This window comes from Streptomyces narbonensis (assembly GCF_014649015.1).
Lineage (GTDB): Bacteria > Actinomycetota > Actinomycetes > Streptomycetales > Streptomycetaceae > Streptomyces > Streptomyces narbonensis.
Window position 1 is genome coordinate 372,635 of record NZ_BMSF01000007.1, and the last position, 22,146, is coordinate 394,780.

The 22,146-nt window shown below is 70.2% G+C and carries 17 protein-coding genes and 1 pseudogene; 13 read left to right on the forward strand and 5 right to left on the reverse strand.

What is annotated here, in order from left to right; genetic code table 11:
• Positions 1–23 precede the first annotated feature (23 nt).
• On the forward strand, positions 24–1,640 hold the full coding sequence (locus tag IE124_RS16355) for a VWA domain-containing protein (RefSeq protein WP_229832500.1): 1,617 nt from the start codon (positions 24–26) through the stop codon (positions 1,638–1,640).
• A gap of 124 nt (positions 1,641–1,764) precedes the next feature.
• Here IE124_RS16355 and IE124_RS16360 read toward each other — a convergent pair whose 3' ends face one another.
• Both IE124_RS16360 and IE124_RS16365 read right to left on the reverse strand, forming a co-directional pair.
• The gene (locus IE124_RS16360) at positions 1,765–2,856 is read right to left on the reverse strand and encodes a sensor histidine kinase (protein WP_189508474.1); all 1,092 of its coding nucleotides are present in this window, start codon (positions 2,854–2,856) and stop codon (positions 1,765–1,767) included.
• Positions 2,853–3,509 carry a response regulator transcription factor gene (locus IE124_RS16365; protein ID WP_189508475.1) on the reverse strand — a complete coding sequence of 219 codons (657 nt, stop codon included), beginning with the start codon at positions 3,507–3,509 and terminating at the stop codon, positions 2,853–2,855. Before IE124_RS16365 ends, IE124_RS16360 begins: the two co-directional genes overlap by 4 nt.
• Before the next feature lie 88 nt (positions 3,510–3,597).
• Here IE124_RS16365 and metG point away from each other — a divergent pair, with 88 nt between their 5' ends.
• Positions 3,598–5,202 carry a methionine--tRNA ligase gene (metG, locus tag IE124_RS16370; RefSeq protein ID WP_189508476.1) on the forward strand — a complete coding sequence of 535 codons (1,605 nt, stop codon included), beginning with the start codon at positions 3,598–3,600 and terminating at the stop codon, positions 5,200–5,202.
• A 65-nt stretch (positions 5,203–5,267) separates the two neighbouring features.
• On the opposite strand, the gene IE124_RS16375 is transcribed toward metG, so the two are convergent.
• The gene (locus IE124_RS16375; protein WP_229832501.1) at positions 5,268–5,621 is read right to left on the reverse strand and encodes a DoxX family protein; all 354 of its coding nucleotides are present in this window, start codon (positions 5,619–5,621) and stop codon (positions 5,268–5,270) included.
• A 498-nt stretch (positions 5,622–6,119) separates the two neighbouring features.
• On the opposite strand from IE124_RS16375, the gene IE124_RS16380 reads away from it, so the two are divergent.
• From IE124_RS16380 to IE124_RS16420, 9 genes and pseudogenes are all read left to right on the forward strand, one after another.
• Positions 6,120–6,989, forward strand: coding sequence for a helix-turn-helix domain-containing protein (locus IE124_RS16380; protein ID WP_189508477.1), 870 nt, complete (start codon positions 6,120–6,122; stop codon positions 6,987–6,989).
• 565 nt (positions 6,990–7,554) lie between these two features.
• Complete coding sequence (locus IE124_RS16385) at positions 7,555–8,049, forward strand: colicin immunity domain-containing protein (protein WP_229832502.1); 495 nt, start codon at positions 7,555–7,557, stop codon at positions 8,047–8,049.
• Positions 8,046–8,600, forward strand: coding sequence for a hypothetical protein (locus IE124_RS16390; RefSeq protein ID WP_189508478.1), 555 nt, complete (start codon positions 8,046–8,048; stop codon positions 8,598–8,600). Before IE124_RS16385 ends, IE124_RS16390 begins: the two co-directional genes overlap by 4 nt.
• A 16-nt stretch (positions 8,601–8,616) precedes the next feature.
• On the forward strand, positions 8,617–8,946 hold the full coding sequence (locus tag IE124_RS16395) for a hypothetical protein (protein ID WP_189508479.1): 330 nt from the start codon (positions 8,617–8,619) through the stop codon (positions 8,944–8,946).
• A 565-nt stretch (positions 8,947–9,511) separates the two neighbouring features.
• Positions 9,512–10,096, forward strand: a complete 585-nt coding sequence (locus IE124_RS34920) for an SseB family protein (RefSeq protein WP_229832503.1) — start codon at positions 9,512–9,514, stop codon at positions 10,094–10,096.
• Positions 10,093–10,740, forward strand: a complete 648-nt coding sequence (locus tag IE124_RS16405; RefSeq protein ID WP_189508480.1) for a hypothetical protein — start codon at positions 10,093–10,095, stop codon at positions 10,738–10,740. Before IE124_RS34920 ends, IE124_RS16405 begins: the two co-directional genes overlap by 4 nt.
• Positions 10,740–14,994: pseudogene (locus IE124_RS35525) on the forward strand (putative T7SS-secreted protein); the annotation flags it as partial. The gene IE124_RS16405 and the pseudogene IE124_RS35525, both read left to right, overlap by 1 nt.
• A gap of 222 nt (positions 14,995–15,216) precedes the next feature.
• Positions 15,217–15,408, forward strand: a complete 192-nt coding sequence (locus tag IE124_RS16415) for a hypothetical protein (RefSeq protein ID WP_189508550.1) — start codon at positions 15,217–15,219, stop codon at positions 15,406–15,408.
• Positions 15,390–15,731, forward strand: coding sequence for a hypothetical protein (locus IE124_RS16420; RefSeq protein ID WP_189508481.1), 342 nt, complete (start codon positions 15,390–15,392; stop codon positions 15,729–15,731). The genes IE124_RS16415 and IE124_RS16420 overlap by 19 nt, the downstream gene beginning before the upstream one ends.
• Positions 15,732–15,846: 115 nt before the next feature.
• On the opposite strand, the gene aspS is transcribed toward IE124_RS16420, so the two are convergent.
• Positions 15,847–17,655: an aspartate--tRNA ligase gene (aspS, locus tag IE124_RS16425; protein ID WP_189508482.1), complete on the reverse strand. Its 1,809-nt coding sequence runs from the start codon at positions 17,653–17,655 to the stop codon at positions 15,847–15,849.
• 171 nt (positions 17,656–17,826) lie between these two features.
• On the opposite strand from aspS, the gene IE124_RS16430 reads away from it, so the two are divergent.
• Positions 17,827–19,944: a SpoIIE family protein phosphatase gene (locus tag IE124_RS16430; protein WP_189508483.1), complete on the forward strand. Its 2,118-nt coding sequence runs from the start codon at positions 17,827–17,829 to the stop codon at positions 19,942–19,944.
• 174 nt (positions 19,945–20,118) lie between these two features.
• Positions 20,119–20,934 (forward strand): MBL fold metallo-hydrolase, encoded by an 816-nt coding sequence (locus IE124_RS16435; RefSeq protein WP_189508484.1) that lies wholly within the window; start codon positions 20,119–20,121, stop codon positions 20,932–20,934.
• Between the two features lie 85 nt (positions 20,935–21,019).
• On the opposite strand, the gene IE124_RS16440 is transcribed toward IE124_RS16435, so the two are convergent.
• Positions 21,020–22,081: an AI-2E family transporter gene (locus IE124_RS16440; RefSeq protein WP_189508485.1), complete on the reverse strand. Its 1,062-nt coding sequence runs from the start codon at positions 22,079–22,081 to the stop codon at positions 21,020–21,022.
• Between the last annotated feature and the right edge of the window lie 65 nt (positions 22,082–22,146).

Below are 22,146 nucleotides of genomic sequence, written 5' to 3' on the forward strand. Positions count from 1 at the left end.
GTTCGCCCATGGGTATTCGGAGCATGCTGCGCAAGGTATTCGGCCGGGACCGCGAGGACACCCCGTCGACCTCCGTCCCGGCCCAGACGCGTGAGGCCTCGTCGGCATCGACGGACACGTCCAGGGACACGGACGCGGACACGTCGACGTCGACGGACACCGAGGATGCCGAGGCCCGCCGCGCGGCGGACGACCTGGTGGCCGCGTCCTTCGACAACCCGCAGGTGCCGAAGGCACGGAGCGGGGAGCCGGCGGACACGTCGGAGGCCGTGGACACGTCTGAGGCCGCGGGCACGGCGAAGACCTCGGACGAGTCCGCGGTCGCGGGCACGTCGGAGACGCTGAACGCCGAGGCGACGGCGGTCGAGACGCCGGAGACGGAGACGCCCGCCGAGGCGACGGCGCCCCAGACGGACACGGCTACCGAGGCGGAGGCGCCTGCCGCCACGGTCGAGGGTGAGGCCGCCGAGCCGGCTCCGCCGCTTGACGCCGAGGTAGAGGCCGAAGCCGAAGCCGGCCTGGCTGAGCCGGAGGCGGCCGTCGCGACCGACATCCCGGCGGAGGCGGCGGCTGCCGCTGAAGTCGAGCCCGAGGCGGTCGTCACCGTCGACGCTCCGGAGGAGCAGGCGGACGCCGAGGACACGGACGCGACCGCCCAGGCCACGGCGGAGCCGGAGACGGACGCTGCCGCCGAGGCAGAGCCCGTCGTGGCGGACGCCGACGACACGAACCCGGCCGAGGCCGAGGCGGTCGTCACCGTCGACGCTCCGGAGGAGCAGTCGAGCGAGGCGGAGCCCGAGGCCGCCGTCGCGGCGGACAGCCCGGCGGAGCCGGAAGCGGAGGTCGAGCCCGAGGCGGCCGTCGCCGCGGATGCTCCGGCGCAGCCGGAGACGGTCGGCGCCGAGGCGACGGTCGGCGAAGCCGACACGGACGCCGAGGCCGACACCCACACAGACACGGACGCGGACACCGACGCCGCGCCCGCGCTCCCCCTCGCCCGGCTCAAGGCCGCCGCCCCGCACCTCGCCGACGCGTACAAGGCGGCCGGGGCCGTGCTCAAGAAGCAGGGGCTCACCGGGGCGCGGGCGGCCGTGTACCTCGTCGTGGACCGGTCCGGTTCGATGCGCGGGTACTTCAAGGACGGCTCCGTACAGCGCCTGGCCGAGCAGACCGTGGCTCTCGCCGCGCACCTGGACGAGGCCGCCACCGTCACGACCGTGTTCTTCTCCACGGACATCGACGGCACCGTCGAGCTCGCCCCCGCCGACCTCACGCCCACCCGCGTCGAGGAGATCAACGGCACGCTCGGCCGCCTGGGCCGCACCAACTACCACCGCGCGGTGGAGGAGGTCCTCGCCCACCACGAGAGGACCGACCCGACGCGCCCCGCCCTGGTCGTCTTCCAGACCGACGGCGCGCCCGAGTCGAAGACGGCCGCCACGCAGGCGCTCGCCGAGGCGGCCGACCGCCCGCTGCACTGGCGGTTCGTGGCCTGGGGCGAGGAGGACAACAAGGCCTTCGACTACCTTCGGAAGCTCGACGGCACGCCCCGTACCGCCACGTACTTCGCGGGCGCGACCCCGGTCGAGACGGCGCACCCGGCGTTCTACCGCGGACTCCTCGACGGCCTGGAGTTCTGACGACCTGGGGTCCTGACAGCCTGGGGTCCTGACAGCCTGGGGTCCTGACGACCTGGGGTCCTGACGACCTGGGGTCCTGACGACCTGGAGTTCTGACGACCTGGGGTCCTGACGGCCTGGGGTTCTAGGAGACAGCGGCAGGGGTGGCGGTGACCGGCAGGGTCACCGCCACCACCAGCCCGCCCCCCGCCGCCGCGTCCCGCGCGACGGCCCGCACGCTCCCGCCGTGGGCCACGGCGATCGACCGCACGATGGAGAGCCCGAGCCCCGCGCCCGGCCCCATCCGGTCCCGCCCCTCGCCCCTCCTGAAGGGCTCGAAGAGCCCGCCGACCTGGTCCGGCGGGACGACCGGCCCGGTGTTGACGACGGTCAGCACCCCGCCCTCCACCCGTACGCCGACGGTCCCGCCCTCCGGCAGGTTGTACGCGACCGCGTTGGCGACGAGGTTCCGGACGAGCTGCCCGAGCAGCACCCGGCTCCCCAGGACGACACCCCCGTCGAGGACCACGTCGGCGTCCTCGTGCTCCTCCGTGACGACCTCCCCCAGCGCCACCGCCTCCCGCTCCGCGAGCCCGCGCTCGCTGCGGGCGAGGAGGAGCAGCCCGTCGATGAGCCGTTCGCTGCGCCGGTTGGAGTCGAGGAGCACCTGCCGCACCTCGCAGTCGTCGCCCAGCCCGACCTGGATGGCGGCGCGCTGCGTGGCGAGCGGGGTCCGCAGCTCGTGGGAGGCGTTGGCGATGAAGCGGCGCTGGCTGTCGAAGGCCGTCTCCAGGCGCCCGAGGAGCGCGTCGATCGTGTCGCCGAGCTCCTTCAGCTCGTCGTCGGGGCCGCTCACCGCGATCCTCTCGTGCAGGTTCCGCTCGGAGAGCAGCCGGGCCCGGGCGGTCATGTCGTGCACGGGCCGCAGGACGCGCCCGGCGGTCCACCACCCCACCACGACCGCTCCGCAGGCCATGAGGAGCAGGCCGAGGCAGGACCACATGAGCATCTGGTCGCCGGCGGCGTCGCTGATGTCGGCGCCCAGCCGGTACGCCTCCACGACGGCGATGTCGTCCGCGCGCGCGACGATCGCGTCGGTCTCCCCGTCCGTACCGGCTCTGACCAGCAGGTTCACGAGGAGGAGCAGGAGGGCTCCGAGGACCAGGAAGACGCCGCCGTAGACGAGCGCGATCCGGGTCCGGATGGTGGACCCGGCCCCGAGCAGGGGAGTGGTCACAGCACGTACCCCACACCCTGCAGGGTCCGGATGACCGTCGGCTCCCCCAGCTTCGCCCGCAGCTTGCTCATGCAGACGCGTACGGCCCCGGTGAAGGGGTCGGCGTGGGCGTCCCAGGCGCGTTCGAGGAGTTCCTCGGCGGAGACGACCGCGCCCTCGGCCTCCAGGAGGATCTGGAGGACGGAGAACTCCTTGGGGGAGAGGTCGAGGTCCCGCCCGTCGCGGGTGGCGGTCCGCCGGACGGTGTCGACGAGCAGCCCGTCCCGTCCGAGGAGCGGCGGGAGGGCGGGGCGGGCGGAGCGCCGCCGCAGGGCGCGTACGCGGGAGACCAGCTCGGGGAACTCGAAGGGCTTGCCGAGGTAGTCGTCGGCGCCGAGGTCGAGGCCCTCGACGCGGTCCTCGACGGCGGTGGCGGCGGTCAGCATGAGGATCCGGGTCGGGGAGCCGGCGGCGACGAGGCGGCGGGCGACCTCGTCGCCGTGGACGCGGGGCAGGTCACGGTCGAGGACGAGGACGTCGTACGCGTACAGGTCGAGCCGCTCCAGCGCGGCCTCGCCGTCGTGGACGGCATCGACGGCGAATCCGGCCCGGCGCAGGCCGAGGGCGACGAGCCGGGCGAGGTCCCGCTCGTCCTCGGCGACGAGTACACGCATGCCTCCATCTTCCCCACCCCGCCCCGCCGCGGGCGCCCGGGGTTTATCGATGTGAGTGGATCTTCGTACGACCGTTAGGATTTCGACCATGGCGGCCACTGGATCCGAGAAGCAGGGGGCGAAGGCGTTCTACGTCACGACCCCCATTTACTACGTCAACGACGCTCCTCACCTGGGCCACGCCTATACGACCGTCGCAGGCGACGTGCTCACGCGCTGGCACCGTCAGCGCGGCGAGAAGGTGTGGTACCTCACCGGCACGGACGAGCACGGTCAGAAGATCATGCGCACCGCGGAGGCGAACGACGTCAGTCCGCAGGAGTGGTGCGACAAGCTCGTCGAGGAGGCCTGGAAGCCCCTCTGGGAGCACCTGAACATCGCGAACGACGACTTCATCCGCACCACGCAGAAGCGTCACACCGATCGCGTGCAGGAGTTCGTGCAGGACCTGTACGACAAGGGTCAGATCTACAAGGGCGGGTACGAAGGCCCGTACTGCGTGGGCTGTGAGGAGTTCAAGCTCCCCGGCGACCTCATCGAGGCCGAGGACGGCACCAAGCTGTGCCCCGTCCACAAGAAGCCGGTGGAGATCCTCAAGGAGGAGAACTACTTCTTCAAGCTGAGCGAGTACGGCCCGAAGCTCCTGGAGTTCTACGAGGCGAACCCGGGCTTCGTACAGCCGGAGTCGGCCCGGAACGAGGTGCTGAACTTCGTCAAGCAGGGCCTGGAGGACCTCTCCATGTCGCGCTCGACGTTCGACTGGGGCATCCCGGTCCCGTGGGACGACAAGCACGTCATCTACGTGTGGATCGACGCGCTCCTGAACTACGCGACGGCCGTCGGCTACGGCGCCGACCAGGCGAAGTTCGACGAGACGTTCCCGGCGAACGTGCACCTCATCGGCAAGGACATCCTCCGCTTCCACGCGATCATCTGGCCCGCGATGCTGATGGCGCAGGGCCTGCCGGTCCCCGGCCGGGTCGCGGCGAACGGCTGGCTGATGGTCGGCGGCGAGAAGATGTCGAAGTCGAACCTGACGGGCATCAAGCCGCAGGACCTGACCTCGCACTTCGGCGTGGACGCGTACCGCTGGTACTTCCTGCGGGCGATCGCCTTCGGCCAGGACGGTTCGTTCTCGTGGGAGGACTTCACCGCCCGGTACACGTCCGAGCTGGCGAACGACTACGGCAACCTCGCCTCGCGCGTGGCGGCGATGGTCGGCAAGTACTTCGGCGGCGAGCTGCCGGCCTCGGCGGCCGACGGCGACGCGGAGAAGGCGATCCAGGACGGCCTGGCCAAGGCGGTCGCGACGGCCGACGCGAAGATCGGCGAGGAGCTGGACTTCCAGGCCGGCATCCTGGCGATCTTCGACTTCGTGAAGCAGGTCAACGGCTACATCACGGAGCAGGAGCCGTGGAAGGTCGCGAAGGACGAGTCGGAGGAGGGCAAGGCCCGCCTCGCGACCATCCTCTACACGGCGGCCGAGTCGCTCCGCGCGGTCGCGGTCCTGCTCAACCCGATCATGCCCGAGACCTCGCAGGCCCTGTGGGACTCCCTGGGCGCCGAGGCGTCCCTGGGCGCCCTGGCGGCCCAGCCGGTCCAGTCCTCCGCCACGTGGGGCCGGCTCCCGGCGGGCGCGACGGTGACGAAGGGCGCGGTGCTGTTCCCGCGCCTGGAGGAGAAGAAGGACTGACGTCCTCTGCCTCACGCAGAAGGCCGCCGTCCCCGCTGAGCGGGACGGCGGCCTTCTGCGTACGGTCACCAGGTCAGAGCGAGGGCGGCGACGGCGGGTGCCATGTAGACGAGCGGGAAGGGCACGTGTCCGTACGAGCGGGCCCGCAGGACGGTGATCACGGCACCGGCGAAGTACAGGACGAGCCCGATCGCGGCGAGGGTCCCGATGACGGGCACGAAGAATCCGACGACGAGCCCGACGGCCCCTGCGGCCTTGGCGGCCCCGAGCCAGTTCCACCAGGAGCGCGGGACGCCGTACGCGGCGAGCGGCTCGACGACGAACGCGGCCCTGAAGAAGATCGCCGCCCCGGAGAACCCGGCCATGAACGCGGCGACGGCGGTGACGACGACAGCGGTGGTGGACATCTCGGTGAACATCGCGACGGCTCCTTCAGCCTCTTCCGTGCCCGCCTCGACCGAGCCGGACACAGCACTGACGGAGCCCGAGAGGGATGTGTGACGGCCCGAGCGAAAAACTTCAGTGGACATCAGAGGACGTCAGTGGACCCGGTTCTTCAACGGTCCCGTGACCAGCTCCGTCCCGACCGGCCGTACTCCGCCTCCCATGCCCCTGACCTGCGGGGAAGGAGTGGTCACCGAACCCCTGGAACGCGGAGTCCGGTGAGGCGGACGGTCTCCTCAAGGACGACCACAGTGAGAAAGAACCCGTACCAATCCCCACCCCTCCTCCCCGCTGAGGCCGGACTCACTCGCTTGAGTGAAAAACCCCAAATCGGCTGGCTACAGGGCGGGGTGCTTGATCTACGCTCAGCGCGACACACCGCACCACCACACAACTGCTGACATACGTCGGCCCCCGCCGGGACGGCAATCCCAATGCGAGGGCCTGACCACCGAGGAAGCAGAACCTTCCCGATGGATACCCAAAACACTAGCGCGCGCCCGTACGCCGAGTCCCGTAACGACGGGAAAAACCACTCCTCCCGGGGTACGGAGGGACGCCTTGGCGGCGTCGTGCACGACAACGCCCGCCACACCACCCGCTTCACGGTGATCGGCAACCACCTGGCCCAGCACGTCGAGCTGTCGCTGACGGCGATCGGCCTGGCCGTCCACATCCAGTCCCTCCCCAGCGGCGCACGGGTCGACATCGACACCCTCGCGACCCGCTTCCCCGAGGGAAAGACCCGGATCGCCAACGCGCTGCGCGAGCTGGAGGCCCACGGCTACCTGCGGCGGACGCGAGTACGGACGGAACAGGGCCGCATGGTGACCCGTACGGTCTCCTGCAACCGCCCGGGCGGGACGGCCGGCGGGAACGAGCCGCCTCCGCAACCCCCACCCCGGCGCACCACGGAGAACCCACCCCGCCGCCGCGCCCTGCCTGCCGTACCGCAGCCCGTGTACCCCACCCCGGATCTCCTGCAAACGGCTCTGGGCGTGCTCTCCGGCCTACGCCGCACAGACCCGCGACTCCTGATCTCCGCGACGGACGCGGAACACCTCGTCCCGGGCGTCGCCGCCTGGCTGGAGCGCGACCTCACGCCCGAGGAGGCCCACCGCGCCCTGACCCACGCCCTGCCGCCGGACCCCCTCCACCGCCCGGCCGCACTCCTGGCCCACCGCCTCACGGCCCAGCTCCCACCCCTGCCACCGTTCCGCGCGGCGGAGGACCCGGCCACCCGGCACCCCCTCCAGAACTGCGACACCTGCGACCGCGCCTACCGCGCTCCCGAGCCGGGGAGCTGCCGCGACTGCGCGACCGAAGGAGGAAGGGCTGCCTAGCATGAAGGTGATGACTCGGCCCGACGGCCACAGACGAGGAGCCACCATGAGCGCCGCCCCGGACGACTCGCGGCCCAGCCAAAAGCATCATGCTCTGCTCGGCGTGCCCGTCCACGCAGCCTTCGGCCCCCGCGCCGCCGCGGCCGTCACAGCCGTCACAGCCGCCACAGCCGTCACAGCCGTCAGGGCCTCTCCGGCCGATGAGATCTTCGCGGACGAGTAGAACGAGGTGACACCGCCGCCCAGCGACAGCCGGCCCGCGCGCGAAAGCCCGTTGCTCGGACCGGACGGAGGCTTCGCGCAGGCATGGCTGACGGAAAAGCACGTGGCCCCTGTCCCGGCCGGCATCCACCTGGCCGCCGCCGTGATGCACCGCGTCGAAGCCGGGTGCCGAGGGGTTGACGCGCAGCACCTTGTCGACGCTCGTACCGAGGCCGTCGCCCACCGCATCACGGCTCCAGCGGCCCCGCGTCGGCCCACCGAGCCCGGCCTCGTAGCTCCTGCTGCTCCTGCTGCTCCTGCTGTTCCTCCCGTACTTCTGCACACCCCGGACCTGCGAGGAGCCGTGCTGTTTCCTGAAGCGGGATACGCGCTGATCGCCGGGACGGAGGCGTTCATGAACGCTGCGGTGCCGGAGGGAATCGATGCGGCGCGCGCTCGATTCGGGCGGTACGCCCGGGCGATGAAGAAGCGCCGGCCGCACCTCCAGGGAATCGCCGCCGCCTACCCGCCCGTACACGAGGCGTGGTCGCGCGCGGGCGATGTCACACCAGGTACGGCCACGGCACATCTCATGTCGCTGCTGAGCGACTTCGCTCAAGGAACAATCACCGCGGCGGAGTTCACGGACGGATGGCGGGAGGCCCGGCGGGCTGCACAGACCCGCGGCGAGCGGGCGAGCGGAGACTTGGCCGAGCTTCTGGACCGGGTGTTCATGGCGCTGGAGGACTACACCCCGGACCCTGAACTAAGAGACCCGGGCGACCTGACGGACGGCGAGCTGCGACAGGGCGTCCAGAGCCTGGTCCGGAACACGCAGCGAAGGACGGAGCAAGGATGACCGCACCCACTCCCTGCGACGGGATCCCGAGACGGCTCCTCACCGCCTCGGCGCCGGCGGAGCTGGAACGCTACCTGCTGACGCCTGCGCCCGAAGCCTGGTCGCAGGCGCACTGGAGGCAGTTGAGGGTCCTCGCGGTCGGCCGCATGCAGTCCTCCGCCCTCGCACACGAGACCAGGCTCCGCTGGGGACGCCTCGCCCTCTCCGCAATCTCGGGAATGGCCCGGAGCCAGACGCCCCAGCAGACGACGGCCGACGCCGCCCGCGTGCGTGCCTACCTGATCCTGGAGTTCGGGGTGAGCGAATCCGATGCGACGCGGAACCTCACTGCTCTCTGCTCGGAGATCCTGCGGAACCTGGAAGTCTCGCTGGAGGTGGCCGAGCGGCTCGCCGAGGATTGGCGGTCAGCACCTGGGGATCGGATACTCCGGCTACGTCGCATCAAGAACATGCTGACTCCCCTGCTCCCCCTTCAGGCAGTCCTGAAAAAGGGTGGCCCTGCATTCCAGGAGGCTCGAGACTGGATGAGGCTCATTCCGGACCTCCCTTGATTGGCGTACCCATCAGATGAACGAAACGGAATTCGGCGAGCTCCAGATCTATTCCGTGGAGCAGGACGGCCATGACGGAGGGGTCTGCATCGCTAGGGTCATCGCGGGCATCGTCCGGACCGGGCAGTCATTCGCCGTCGAAGCGGGCGACGATCCGCGAAGGTTCACAGCGGACCGGATCGAGAAATACGGTCGCCCAGTGGACTTCATGGACCCTCCGCACTCGGTACTGGTCCACCTGTCCGGCGGCCCCCTCACCGGGCTCGGGGACGGGGATGTCCTGGTGTGTCGACCTGACGTCGACGACGAGGAAGGGGAGGCCCCGGCGCATGTCAGAGCTCTTTGACCTGGCCGGGGAGACGCTCAGCGAGCTGGATTCCTTGAGGTGGATACGGGTCAGCGGCGGGCGCCACCCGGAATACCCTGCCACCCGAAGAGGAGGTTCTGGTGATCTGGTGTCCACGGTGCGAGCAGGGGTGGGTGGTCAAATGCCGAGTTGTCGGAACGGAAGAGACTTTCGGAATCTGCGAGGAGTGCGACACGGTATGGGCGGCCGAGGAGCCCTCCAGTCGCCCACCTTTCACGATCCTCGATGAGTACATGGAGAAATTCGGGAAAGCTCCCCTGTGGTCGAACCTTGAGCGCCTGGAGAAGGGCACAGAAACGGCGTCCTGACACAGGACGAAGGGCCCGGAAATCCGTACGGATCCCGGGCCCTCGCCTCAAGCGTGCCGACTACCGCGCCGCGCCCGCCTGGACCGCGTCCGTGATGTCGGTGGTCTTCCTCTCGACCGGCTTGCGGAGCTGGATGTTCGGCCTCGCACACGGGGAAGTCCACCTTCCACGCCAACATGACGAGCTCGGTCCTTTGTTCGTTGCTCGTGTGAATGGGCGCATGGAAGCATGCGTGAGTGACGGAGAACAGGGACGGGGACAAGGAAGGCATACCGGAGCCTCAACGGATTTCGAGGCTGACGGACTTGGCGGGCGGATCCGTCCCCGAGGCGGCGCCCGAGCCTGAGGCGGTTCTCGCGGTTCCGGCCACACGGGCCCTGACGCAGCCAGAGGCCGGGCCTGAATCCGGACCTGAGGCCGGCGACGAAGTCGCTGCGGCGCGGCGGGAGTTTGCGCGTTTGCTGGGGGAGTTCCGGCGTACTGCCGTGCTCGTGCCGTTCGACGACTCCGAGAGTCTGTGGACCGCGGACTTCAACGGGGTCCGGTGGATCTGCGCGTTCTCGGACGAGGAGGCGCTGGCGCGGTTCGCGGTCGCGCGGGGGGACGCGGCTCGCGAGTGGACGTACCGGACGATCCTCGGCGCACGCCTCCTCGACGTGATGGTGCCGATGCTGCCCGGGCCGGGCGGGGTCGCGCTGGATGCGGGCAGCGCGGACGGCACGCTGTTTCCGCCGGTCGCGGGGATCGTCCCGGCTGAGGTGGCGGTGGATCTCGGTCTCGCGGACAGGCAGGGGAACACGAAAGAGCGGGGGACACGATGAGCGGCAACGATCCCGACCTCGCGGCGCCGGCGGAGGCGCTGGCGGCGATCGCGAAGGGCATCGACCTGGCACATGCCGAGCTGAAGGAACTCGGCTTCACCGGCGTGGCCTCGACGGGACGGGGATTCTCCGATCTCGCCCTGTCCGGGCTTGAGTTGGGACACTCCGGCTTGACGGCGGAGTTCGAGACGTTCTGCAACCGGTGGGAGTGGGGCGTCCGCACGCTGACCCTGAAGGGGAACGGTTTCGCGCAGGGAGTCGGGCTCTCCGCGGGCTCCTTCGCCGAGCAGGAGCAGTACATCAAGGACTCGATCAAGGTCGGTGTGAACTCCCTCAACGGCAACCCGCACCTGTCCGAGGACGAGGTCAAGAAGATGAGCTGGGAAACGGTCCGTGATCAGCACGCGTGGGACGACGCGAACTGGGACCCGGAGTCGTTCTCCGACGCCCACCAAGAGGTCAAGCAGACCTGGCAGAACACGACGTACGACGTCGAGGACGCGCTGCTCGACTCGATGGAGCGCTCGGGCGTACTGGACTCGAAGCTGCGGGACGGAATGGACGAGCAGCTCAAGGAGACGCTCGATCCCGACCAGGCCACCCTCGACCAGGCCGAACAGCCGCGGTGGGGAGAGAACCGCTGATGGTGGACTGGGGCGGCCTGGCCGACAAGGGCATCGACAAGATCGGTGGCGCCATCGACAAGGGCAAGCAGGCCCTCGGCGAGGGCGTCGACTACGTCACCGACAAGACCGGCCAGGGCCTGGAGAGCCTGGGCGCGCGCGACTGGGCGGACGCGGTCGAGGACTGGGGCGACAAAACCGCCTCCTCACTCGGCGCGGAGGTCGGGGAACAGCAGCTCGGGCAGACCGAGGACGCGAACGAGCTGATCCACGGCAAGCCGGAGAAGATCGCCGAGGCGGTGAAGAACCTCCGGGACTTCCAGCGGGCGTTCGACCTGGTCGGCGGCGGGATGAAACAGCTGGACTCGGGTCACTGGAAGGGTGAGGCGGCCGACGCGTTCCGGGAGAAGTTCCAGACGCTGCCGACCGACTGGCTGCGTGCCGCCGACGCGATGGAGAGCGCGGCCAAGGCGCTGGAGACGTACTCCAACGCCGTCGTGAGCGCGCAGGGCAAGGCGCGTGAGGCGATCGCTCTGTACAAGGAAGGCGACCAGGACTCCAAGGCGGCCGTCGACACGTACAACAAGAAGGTCGACGCCTACAACGCGGCCCGCACCGGGGACAGTCCGCTGCCGGATCCGGGGGCGTTCACCGACCCGGGCGCGGCGAAGCGGCTGCGCGCCCGAGAGGTCCTGAGCGACGCGCGGAAGGCCCGTAACGAGGCCGGGGAGACAGCGAAGGCGGCGGTCGCCGCCGCGCTGGCACACGCGCCGAAGGAGCCGACGGGACGACAGCGGGCCATGCTGGAGCTGGCGGACTACAGCCTGGGCCAGAGCATCGAGCTGGCCCATTTCGGCGGCGGTGTCGTCAAGGGCTCGGCCGGCCTGATCAACTTCGTCCGCTCGGTCACCCCGTTGGACCCGTACAACGTCACCCACCCGGCGGAGTACTACAAGGGCGTCAACATGACGCTCGCCGGCCTCGTGTCCACCGGAGCGAACCCGGACAGGGCGCTGAAGGGCGCCTGGGACGCGGCGAAGGGCGACCCTTCGGAGTTCATCGGCCGGCTGCTGCCGGAACTGCTCGGCACGAAGGGCGCGGGTGCGGTCCGGAGCGGTGTGCGCGTCGGGCTGAACGGCACCAAGCACTTGCCCGAGGGGACGAAGCCGGGCAGCAGCCGCGGGGACCAGGAGAAGGACCCGCACAGCAACGGCAAGAAGTGCAGCGAGACGGTCTGCAAGAAGGACCCGATCGACATCGCCAGCGGCCGGATGCTGCTGCCGCAGACGGACATCGCCCTGCCGGGCGCGCTGCCGCTGGTATTCCGGCGTACCTTCGACTCATCGCGGCGCTCGGGCAGATGGTTCGGCCCGACCTGGTCGGCGACCGTGGACCAGCGCTTGGAGGTCGACTCCGAGGGCGTGGTCTTCAGCTGCGACGAGGGCAGCCTGCTCGCCTACCCCCACCCGGCCCCCGGCGTCCCGGTCCTGCCCACCCACGGCCGGCAGTGGCCCCTGGACCGGGTCGAGGACGGCTACACGATCACCGACCCGGACACCGGCACGGTCCGGCACTTCACCGACCACGACGACAATCTCGCGCTCCTCGCCCAGATCGATGACCGCAACGGCCGCTGGATCGCCTTCGAGCACGACGAGACGGGCGCCCCCACGGGGATCGTCCACCACGGCGGCTACCACCTGAAGCTCACCACGGCGGAGGGCCGCGTCACCGCGCTCCACCTCGCGGGGGCGGCGCAGGACGGCTCCGACCAGGAGATCCTGCGCTACGGCTACACGGACGACGGACACCTGACCGAGGTCACGAACTCCTCGGGCGTCCCCCTGCGCTTCGGCTGCGACGAGCAGGGTCGCATCACCTCGTGGACGGACACGAACGGCAGCCGCTTCGACTACGTCTACGACGACCAGGACCGCTGCACCTACCAGTCGGGCGCGAACGGCCACCTGGAAACCCGCTTCACCTGGGACGACGTCGACCCGGCCACCGGGCTCCGCCTGACCACCGTCACCGACGGCCTGGGGCACACCGAGCGCCACCTGATCAACGACCGCGCGCAGGTCGTGGCGGAGATCGACGCCTTGGGCGCGGTGACCCGCTTCGCGTACGACCGCTTCAACCGCCTGCTGTCCCATACGGACCCGCTGGGCAACGAGAGCCGCTTCAGCTACGACGAGCGGGGCCGCGTGACGGCGGCGGAACGCCCGGACGGACGACAGGCGCAGGCCGAGTACGACGCATCCGGGCTTCCCGTACGCATCACCGGCACGGACGGGAACGTCACCCGGCAGACCTTCGACGAGCGCGGCAACCGCACGTCGATGACGGACCCCTCGGGCGCGCGGACGGAGTTCGCGTACGACGAGTCGGGCCGACTGACCTCGGTGACGGACCCGCTCGGCGCCACCACCAGCCTGGACCTGAACCCTGCGGGCCTCCCCCTCTCGATCACCGACCCGCTCGGCGCCACGACCCGCTACGCGTACGACGCGTTCGGCCGCACAGTCCGGGTCACCGACGCGCTGGGGGCGGAGACACGATTGGAGTGGACGGTCGAAGGGCACCCGTCCCGCCGCATCGCCCCCGACGGCACGGCGGAGTCCTGGACGTACGACGGCGAGGGCAACTGCCTCAGCCACACCGACGCGCTGGGCGGCACGACCCGTTTCACGTACACCGACTTCGACCTCATGACGTCCCGCACGGGCCCGGATGGGGTGCGGTACGAGTTCTCCCACGACACGAACCTGCGCCTGACACGGGTGACCGATCCGCAGAGCCTGACGTGGGACTACACCTACGACCCGGCGGGCCGACTGGTCACGGAGACGGACTTCGACGGCCGGGCGCTGAGCTACGAGTACGACGCGGCGGGCCGGCTGGGCGCACGGGCGAACGGACTCGGCGAAACGATCCGGTTCGACCGCGACGCCCTCGGGCGGATCGTCCGCAAGGACGCCGAGGGCGCGGTGAGCTCCTACGAGTACGACGTCTTCGACCAACTGGCCTCGGCGACCGGCCCTGACGCGACCCTGGAACGTCTCCGGGACCGCTACGGCCGGCTCGTCTCCGAGACGGTGAACGGTCGCACCCTCGCGTTCACGCACGACGCGGTGGGGCGGCGAACGGGGCGGACGACACCGGGTGGTTCGACGAGCACGTGGTCGTACGACGCGGCGGGCCGCCGTACGGAACTGACGTCCTCGGGCCGGACGCTGTCCTTCACCCTCGACGCCCTCGGCCGCGAAACCATGCGCCACGTGGCCGACTTCGCCGTCCTCACCACGTCGTTCGACCCGATGGGCCGCCTCTCCTCCCAAGAGGTCACCGACGGTGCGAACCGCCGCCTGCAGCACCGCGCGTACACGTACCGCCCGGACGGCGGACTCGTAGGCATCACCGACGCGCTCTCCGGCCCGCGCCGCTTCGACCTGGACGGGGCGGGTCGGGTGACGGCCGTCCACGCGCGGGACTGGACGGAGCGGTACGCCTACGACGAGACCGGCAACCAGACGGAAGCGTCCTGGCCGGCCACTCACCCGTCCCACTCCGCGACAGGCACCCGCGCCTACCAGGGCACCCGCATCGCCCATGCGGGATCCGTCCGCTACGAACACGACGCCCAGGGCCGGACGGTCCTGCGTCAGAAGACCCGGCTCTCACGCAAAGCGGACACCTGGCGCTACAAGTGGGACGCGGAGGACCGCCTCACCGCGGTGACGACTCCGGACGGCACGGTCTGGCGGTACGCGTACGACCCGCTGGGTCGCCGCATATCCAAGCAATCCCCCCCGGGAGACAGTCCACTTCACCTGGGACGGCACGACCCTCTGCGAACAGACGACCACCGACGTCACCCTCACCTGGGACCACGCGGGCCTCCGCCCCCTGGCCCAGACGGAACGCCACACGGACCCGGACTCCACGGACGACCGCTTCTTCGCGATCGTCACGGACCTGATCGGCACGCCGACGGAACTCGTCGACGAGTCGGGCGCCGTGGCCTGGCGAACCCGCTCGTCGCTGTGGGGAACAACGGCATGGAACCGCGACGCCACGGCGTACACCCCACTCCGCTTCCCGGGCCAGTACTTCGACCCGGAATCAGGCCTCCACTACAACCACTTCCGCTACTACGACCCGGAATCGGCGCGTTACCTGAGTCAGGACCCACTGGGTCTGGCCCCGGCCCCCAACCCGACCCTGTACGTCCACAATCCGCATACGTGGGCGGATCCGCTGGGCCTTGCGCCAGACGCCTGCGAGAACGGCGGCTCCTGGGATCCCGACGAGGCGCCGTACCTATATCGCGGGATCGGATACGCCGACAAATTCAGCCCTCTAGAGTGGCAGAAGATGTACAACGATGCGTTGAACGGGACAGCGGAACCTCTGGGCGGCCATTCCGACCCACAACTGCATGCCGGTGGTAGAACCGAAAGTATATTCACGTCCTGGACGACATATTACGAGGACATGGCACTGGAGGAGAGCTTCAGAGGAAACGGCATTGGAATCGTCCTGAGGATTCCAAACGCCAACGGAACCGAGTATTTCAGAGTACCTGGCGTTTCCTTCCCCTACGACGAAGGCGAGGTCATGATTCGAGGCCCGGTACACGGAGCGGAAATCAGCATCGGCGGGGGGCCATGGAAGCGAGTCGGCTGAGAGAGCTCGTCCACGCCGCGGCCCGCAAAGGGATCTGCCACAAGGAGACCCTGGATGCGATTCAGAGGGGCTTCGACTTCGAAGCAGGTGAGGTTTCACGCAGCAGCCTCCTGCGCACCTACGAACGGCGCCTGTCCCGAACAGCACAAGGGAGTGACCTTCGCGAACAGACGAGAGACCTCGTCGCCTTCTTGGGCGGATTCCCCGACGAAAATCTGATGATGATCAGCATTCGGCCGGAAGCGGGCGGCTTCTACCTCTTCCTGGCGGACGAGGAAGGCACGGAGATCCTCTTCTGGATGCGAATGTTCTCGCAGACGTGACAGGCCGACAGGCTACTTTCAGGAACGGTCATGGGCGGTGGGCAGCCCGGAGCTGACACGAAGGGCCCGGGATCCGTCTGGATCCCGGGCCCCTTCAGCTGCTCGACGTCAGTGACTACCGCGCCGCGTCCGGGTGGACCGCGTCCGTGATGTCCGTGGTCTTCTTCTCGACCGGCTTGCGGAGCTGGATGTTCAGTTCGCGCAGGCGGGACTCGTCCAGCTCGGTCGGGGCGCCCATCAGGAGGTCCTGGGCGTTGCCGTTCAGCGGGAAGGCGATCGTCTCGCGGATGTTGGGCTCGTCCGCGAGGAGCATGACGATGCGGTCGACGCCCGGGGCGATGCCGCCGTGCGGCGGGGCGCCGTACTCGAAGGCGCGGAGCATGCCCGCGAACTCCTGCTCGACCGTCTCGCGGGAGTAGCCCGCGATCTCGAAGGCCTTGAACATGATCTCGGGCTCGTGGTTCCGGATCGCGCCCGAGGACAGCTCGATGCCGTTGCAGACGATGTCGTACTGCCAGCCGAGGACGTCCAGCGGGTCCTGGGTCTCCAGGGCCTCGATGCCGCCCTGCGGCATGGAGAAGGGGTTGTGCGAGAAGTCGATCTTGCCCGTCTCCTCGTCCCGCTCGTACATCGGGAAGTCCACGATCCACGCGAAGCGGAAGACGTTCTCCTCGAACTGGCCGGCGCGCTTGGCGGCCTCGACCCGGACCGGGCCCATGATCTTGGAGACCTCGTCGAACTCGCCCGCGCCGAAGAAGATCGCGTGGCCCGGCTCCAGGCCGAGGCGCTCGGTGAGGACCTTGACGTTCTCCTCGGTGAGGAACTTGGCGATGGGGCCGGTGAGGGCGTTGCCCTCGCCGACGCGGACCCAGGCCAGGCCCTTCGCGCCGAGGGAGACCGCGAAGTCGCCGAGCTGGTCGAAGAACTTGCGCGGCTGGTCGCCCGTGTTCGGGACGGCGAGGGCACGGACGTGCTTGCCGGCGAAGGCCTTGAACTCCGACGCCTCGAAGACGTCGGAGATGTCGACGAGTTCGAGGGCCGTGCGCAGGTCGGGCTTGTCGTTGCCGTACTTCAGCATCGACTCGCGGAAGGGGATCCGCGGGAACGGGGACGTGACGTGACGCCCGCCGCCGAACTCCTCGAAGATCTCCGTCATCAGCTTCTCGATCGGCTGGAAGACGTCCTCCTGCTCGACGAAGCTCATCTCGACGTCGAGCTGGTAGAACTCGCCCGGCGAGCGGTCCGCGCGGGCGTCCTCGTCGCGGAAGCAGGGCGCGATCTGGAAGTAGCGGTCGAAGCCGGAGATCATCAGCAGCTGCTTGAACTGCTGCGGCGCCTGCGGCAGCGCGTAGAACTTGCCCGGGTTCAGACGGGACGGGACGACGAAGTCACGGGCGCCCTCGGGGGAGGTCGCGGCGAGGATCGGGGTCGCCATCTCGTTGAAGCCGAGGGCCACCATCTTCGAGCGGATGGAGGCGATGACGGCGGAGCGCAGCATGATGTTGCGGTGCATGCGCTCGCGGCGCAGGTCGAGGAAGCGGTACTCCAGGCGCCGCTCCTCGTTCACGCCGTCGTCGGTGTTGACGGTGAAGGGGATCTGCTTGGCCGCGCCCAGGACCTCGACCGTGGCGGCCTCGATCTCGATCTCGCCGGTGGGGAGCTCGGGGTTGACGTTGTCCGCGCCACGCGAGACGACCTTGCCGTCGACGCGGACGACGGTCTCCTTCGTCAGCTTGTCGAGGACCTCGGCCGCGGCGGTGCCGGGGCGGGCGACGAGCTGCGTGATGCCGTAGTGGTCGCGCAGATCGATGAAGAGGATGCCGCCCAGGTCGCGCCGATTGTGCAGCCAGCCGCTCAGCCGGACGTCGGTGCCGACGTCAGAGGCGCGGAGCTCGCCGCAGGTGTGGGACCTGTACCGATGCATCGTCGTTCATCCAGTCTTCGGGGTCTTGGGTGAGGTGTCGCCACCCTGTGGCCCCTGTCACAGATGTCACAGGACACGCGGGCAGACCCACCCAGAGTACCGGCCACCCCATGATCCCTTTTCGAATACTCTCAGTGGCGACCTGGTGTCCGATATTCATAAAGTGGGGCAATGCGCACCGAGGACGTCCTGGCCGCGATCGCGACCGGCCTGTGGCGCTGGGACAACGCGTCCGGGATCGTCTCGCTCGACGCCGAGGCGGCCCGGCTGCTCGGGCTGCCCGCCGAGTCGGTGCAGCTGACCGAGGCGGCCGTCCGGTCCCGTTTTCACCCGGTCGACTGGAACGAGATCGACGGGGTCGTCAACCTGGCCGTCGCGGAGGGCACCCTCGCCGAGGCCCGGCTGCGGATCATGGACGAGCGCGGACGGGTGATCCGTACCGTACGGAGCAGGTCGAAGCCGCTGATCGAGGGCAACGACTACCAGCTGGTCGGCACCCTCCAGGAGGTCGCCGAGCAGCAGCCCGGGACCGCCGCGCACACCCCGATCACCGGCGACTGGCGCCGCTCCCGCGAGGCCTTCCTCCTCGACGCGGGACGGGCCCTCGCCGAGGCCCGTTCGACGGCCGAGGTGCTGCGGGTGGCGGCCTCGCTGTCGATGCCGGGCTTCTCGCCCGACGGGCTCGCCGTCTTCGGCGTGGCGGGCGACCGGCTGACCGTCATCGGCCACCACGGGCACAGCCAAGGCGACGAGGGGCCGTTCTCGTCGATGGCCCTGGACACCGACTACCCGGCGGCGGAGGTCGTACGGACCGGGCGCGCGATCTACCTGCCGACGCCCGACGAGTACCTGCGCCGCTACCCCATGACCTGGCCGCTCGCCCAGCGCTTCGGCCGCCGCTCCTGGGCCTTCGTGCCGCTCGTCGTCGCCGGGCGCACGATGGGCGCCTGGATGGCCGCCTTCAAGCACCCGGTGGCCTTCACGCCCGACGAGCGCTCGGTGCTCACGACGGTCGCGCGCATGCTCGCGCAGGCCCTCGCGCGCGCCGGCGTGGCCGAGTCGGAGCGCGAGCTGTCGCTCGGGCTCCAGCGGACGATGATGCCGGTCCTCGGGCCGGGCATCCCCGGCATCCAGGTCGCCGCGCGGTACGTGCCGACCGGCGGCGGACTCCAGGTCGGCGGCGACTGGTACGACATGATCCGGCTGCCCGGCGGCACCACCCGGACCGGCGGGCGCGGCGCCGGGCGCATCGCCCTCGTCATCGGCGACGTCCAGGGCCACGACGTGCGGGCGGCGGGCCTGATGGGGCAGCTGCGGATCGCCCTGCGCGCGTACGCCTCCGAGGGCCACCGGCCGGACGCGGTGCTCTCGCGCGCTTCGCGCTTCCTGTACGGGATCACCGACGGGGACGACGCCGAGGGGAACGGCGGCCCGCGCTTCGCGACCTGCCTCTACCTGGAGGTCGACCTGGAGACGGGCACGGTCGACATCGCGCGGGCGGGGCATCCGGATCCGGCGGTACGCATGAACGACGGAACGGTTCTCCTGAGGCCCACGGCCGGCGGCCTGCCCCTCGGCATCGATCCCGACACCGACTACCCCACGACCCGGCTCACCCTGGACCCCGGCGAGACCCTGATGATCTGCACCGACGGCCTCCTGGAGACCGGCGGGCACGACCTGGACAGCGGCTGGGAGCGGGTCAAGCAGCTCCTGGAGTCCCATGACGGCCAGGATCTGGAACAGCTCGCCGACACGCTCGTCGAAGCCGTACACGGTCCCGGCTCGCACCACACGACGGGGCCGCTCGCCGACCGCCGCGAGGACGACATCGCGGTCCTGCTGCTCTCCCGCCGGCCCGCGGGTCCGCTCGTGGAGGCGCCGCGCCGCACCCTGATGACGATCGCCCAGGCGGAGCCGGAGCGGATCGCCGAGGCCCGCGAGCAGCTGCGCCAGCTGCTGCACGACTGGACGGACGAGGACCAGCTCGACTCGGCGGTCCTGATGGTCTCCGAGATGGTCACGAACGTCCTCGTCCACACGGACGGCGACGCGCTCCTGGTCGCCGAGGTCGCGTGCGGCGGGAAGTCGCGTCGGCTGCGGGTCGAGGTGTCGGACCAGAGCGACGAGCTGCCGCACAAGCGGCACCCGGGCGAGATGGCGTCGAGCGGCCGCGGGCTGCTCCTGATGGAGATGCTGGCGGACGCGTGGGGCTTCGACCCGCGCGGCGAGGGCAAGTCGATCTGGTTCGAGCTGAACGAGCCGCCCGCTCCGGAGACGGGTCTCTGAGAAGGGCCTCTGCGAGGGACGTCCGAGAAAGGCCTCTGCGAGGGACCTCTGCGACGGACCTCTGAGAAACGCCTCTGCGACGCCCTCCGCCCGTCCCGGAGCCCGGCGCGCGCGGCACCCTCGTACGGCGCAGACTGGTGTCGTACGGCCGCCGGGGGGACCACGGAGCATGCCATGGACATCCACAAGGTCGGCAGCGACACCACCGTGATCGCCGACAGCCTCGAAGCCCCGGGAGTCGGCCACATCCCCGTCAACGCCTTCGTCCTGACCGCCTCCGAACCGGTCGTCGTCGACACCGGCCTCTCCGTCGAGGACCGCGACTTCCTCGCGGCGCTCGGCGAGGTCATGGACCCGGCCGACGTGCGCTGGATCTGGCTCACCCACCCCGACCGCGACCACACGGGCGGGATCTTCGACCTGCTCGACGCGGCCCCGCACGCGCGCGTGGTCACGACCTTCATCGGCTTCGGCATCATGATGACCGAGCGGGCACTGCCCATGGACCGGGTGTACTTCCTCAACCCCGGCCAGTCCCTCGACGTCGGCGACCGCAGACTGCACGCATTCCGGCCGCCCCTCTTCGACAGCCCCGCCACCGTCGGCTTCTACGACGACAGGACCCACATCTGCTTCAGCTCCGACTGCTTCGGCGGCCCCATGCCGAGCCGGGAGATCGCGGAGAGCGGGCACGCGAGCGACCTCAAGCCGGAGGAGCTGCGGGGGACGCAGCTGCTGTGGGCGACGCTCGACAGCCCGTGGGTGCACATCGTGGACGCCGAGAAGTACCGGGCGACGATCGCACCGCTGCGGGAGATGAACCCGGAGATCGTGCTGTGCACGCATCTGCCGCCGGCCGTGCGGATGACCGACCGGATGCTGGAGACGATCGCGATGGCCCCGGACTCCGACCCGTTCGTGGGTCCCGACCAGGCGGCCCTGGAGCAGATGCTCGCCTCCTTCGAACTGGGCGGGATGGCGACCGCGTAGGGGTGTCGGCCTGCGGGGTCGGCCTGCGGGGTCGGCCTGCGGGGTGCCCGGTTTACGGGATGCCCGCCCTACGGGATGCCCGTCCTCATGGGGTGTCGGCGCGGGGCGGGCCGTACCGCGAGCGCAGCTCGCCGAGGACGCCGGTCGCGGCCGCCGTCAGCGGTACGGCGAGCAGCATGCCCAGGATGCCCGCGACGGACGCGCCGGCCGTGATCGCGAGGAGGACCGCGGCCGGGTGCATCTGCACGGTCTTGCTCTGGACGAAGGGCTGGAGGACGTTCCCCTCCAGGACCTGGACGGCGAGGACGACGCCGAGCACCCACAGCGCGATGACGAAGCCCCGGTCGGCGAGGGCGACGAGGACGGCGACGGCGCCGGAGAGGAAGGCGCCGAGGTACGGGATGTAGGCGGTGACGAAGACGAGCGCGGCGAGTCCCACCGCGCCGGGCACGCCGAGGATGAGCAGTCCGATGCCGATGATGACCGCGTCGACGAGGGCGACGAAGGTCGTGCCGCGCATGTACCCCTCGACGGCCTCGAAGGCCCGGCGGGCCATGGCCTCCGCGGTGTCGCCGGCGTCGCGGGGGGCGAGGGAGCGCAGGGCGCCCATGGCCCGGTCGGAGTCCTTCAGGAAGAAGAAGATCAGCAGCAGGGCGAGGACGGCGGTGGCCATCGTCTCGGCGACGACGCTGAGTCCGCTGATCACCCCGGAGGCGGCGGTGCCGCCGAACCGTTTGAGGAGGCCCTCGGCGTTCTTGGCGATGTCGTCGAGGGAGGTGCCTGCCGCGCCGAAGTGCTCGGCGATGCCGGCGGCGGCCTGCCGCAGCGAGGCGACGATCTGGTCGCCGGTCTCGATGAGGGCGAGGACGACGATGTACGTGGCCCCGCCGACGACCGCGACGACGGCGGCGACGGTGAGCGCGGCGGCGAGCCCCTTGCGCACCTTCAGACGGAGCAGGCGGCGGTAGAGCGGCCGGAGGAGCGCGGTGCCGAGGACCGCGAGGAGGACCGGAGTGACGACGGTCTGGAAGACGATGCAGAGCCAGATGCCGAGGGCGGCAAGCGCCGCGGCGAGCAGCAGGACGACGCACCAGGCGGCGAAGCGACGGGCGGGTTCGGGGAGGAGCGGCGCTCTGGTCGTCTGCACCTGTCCACCGGACCACGCCCGTCGGCGTGTCGTCGCGCGCTGACGACCGTACGAGTGACGCTCCG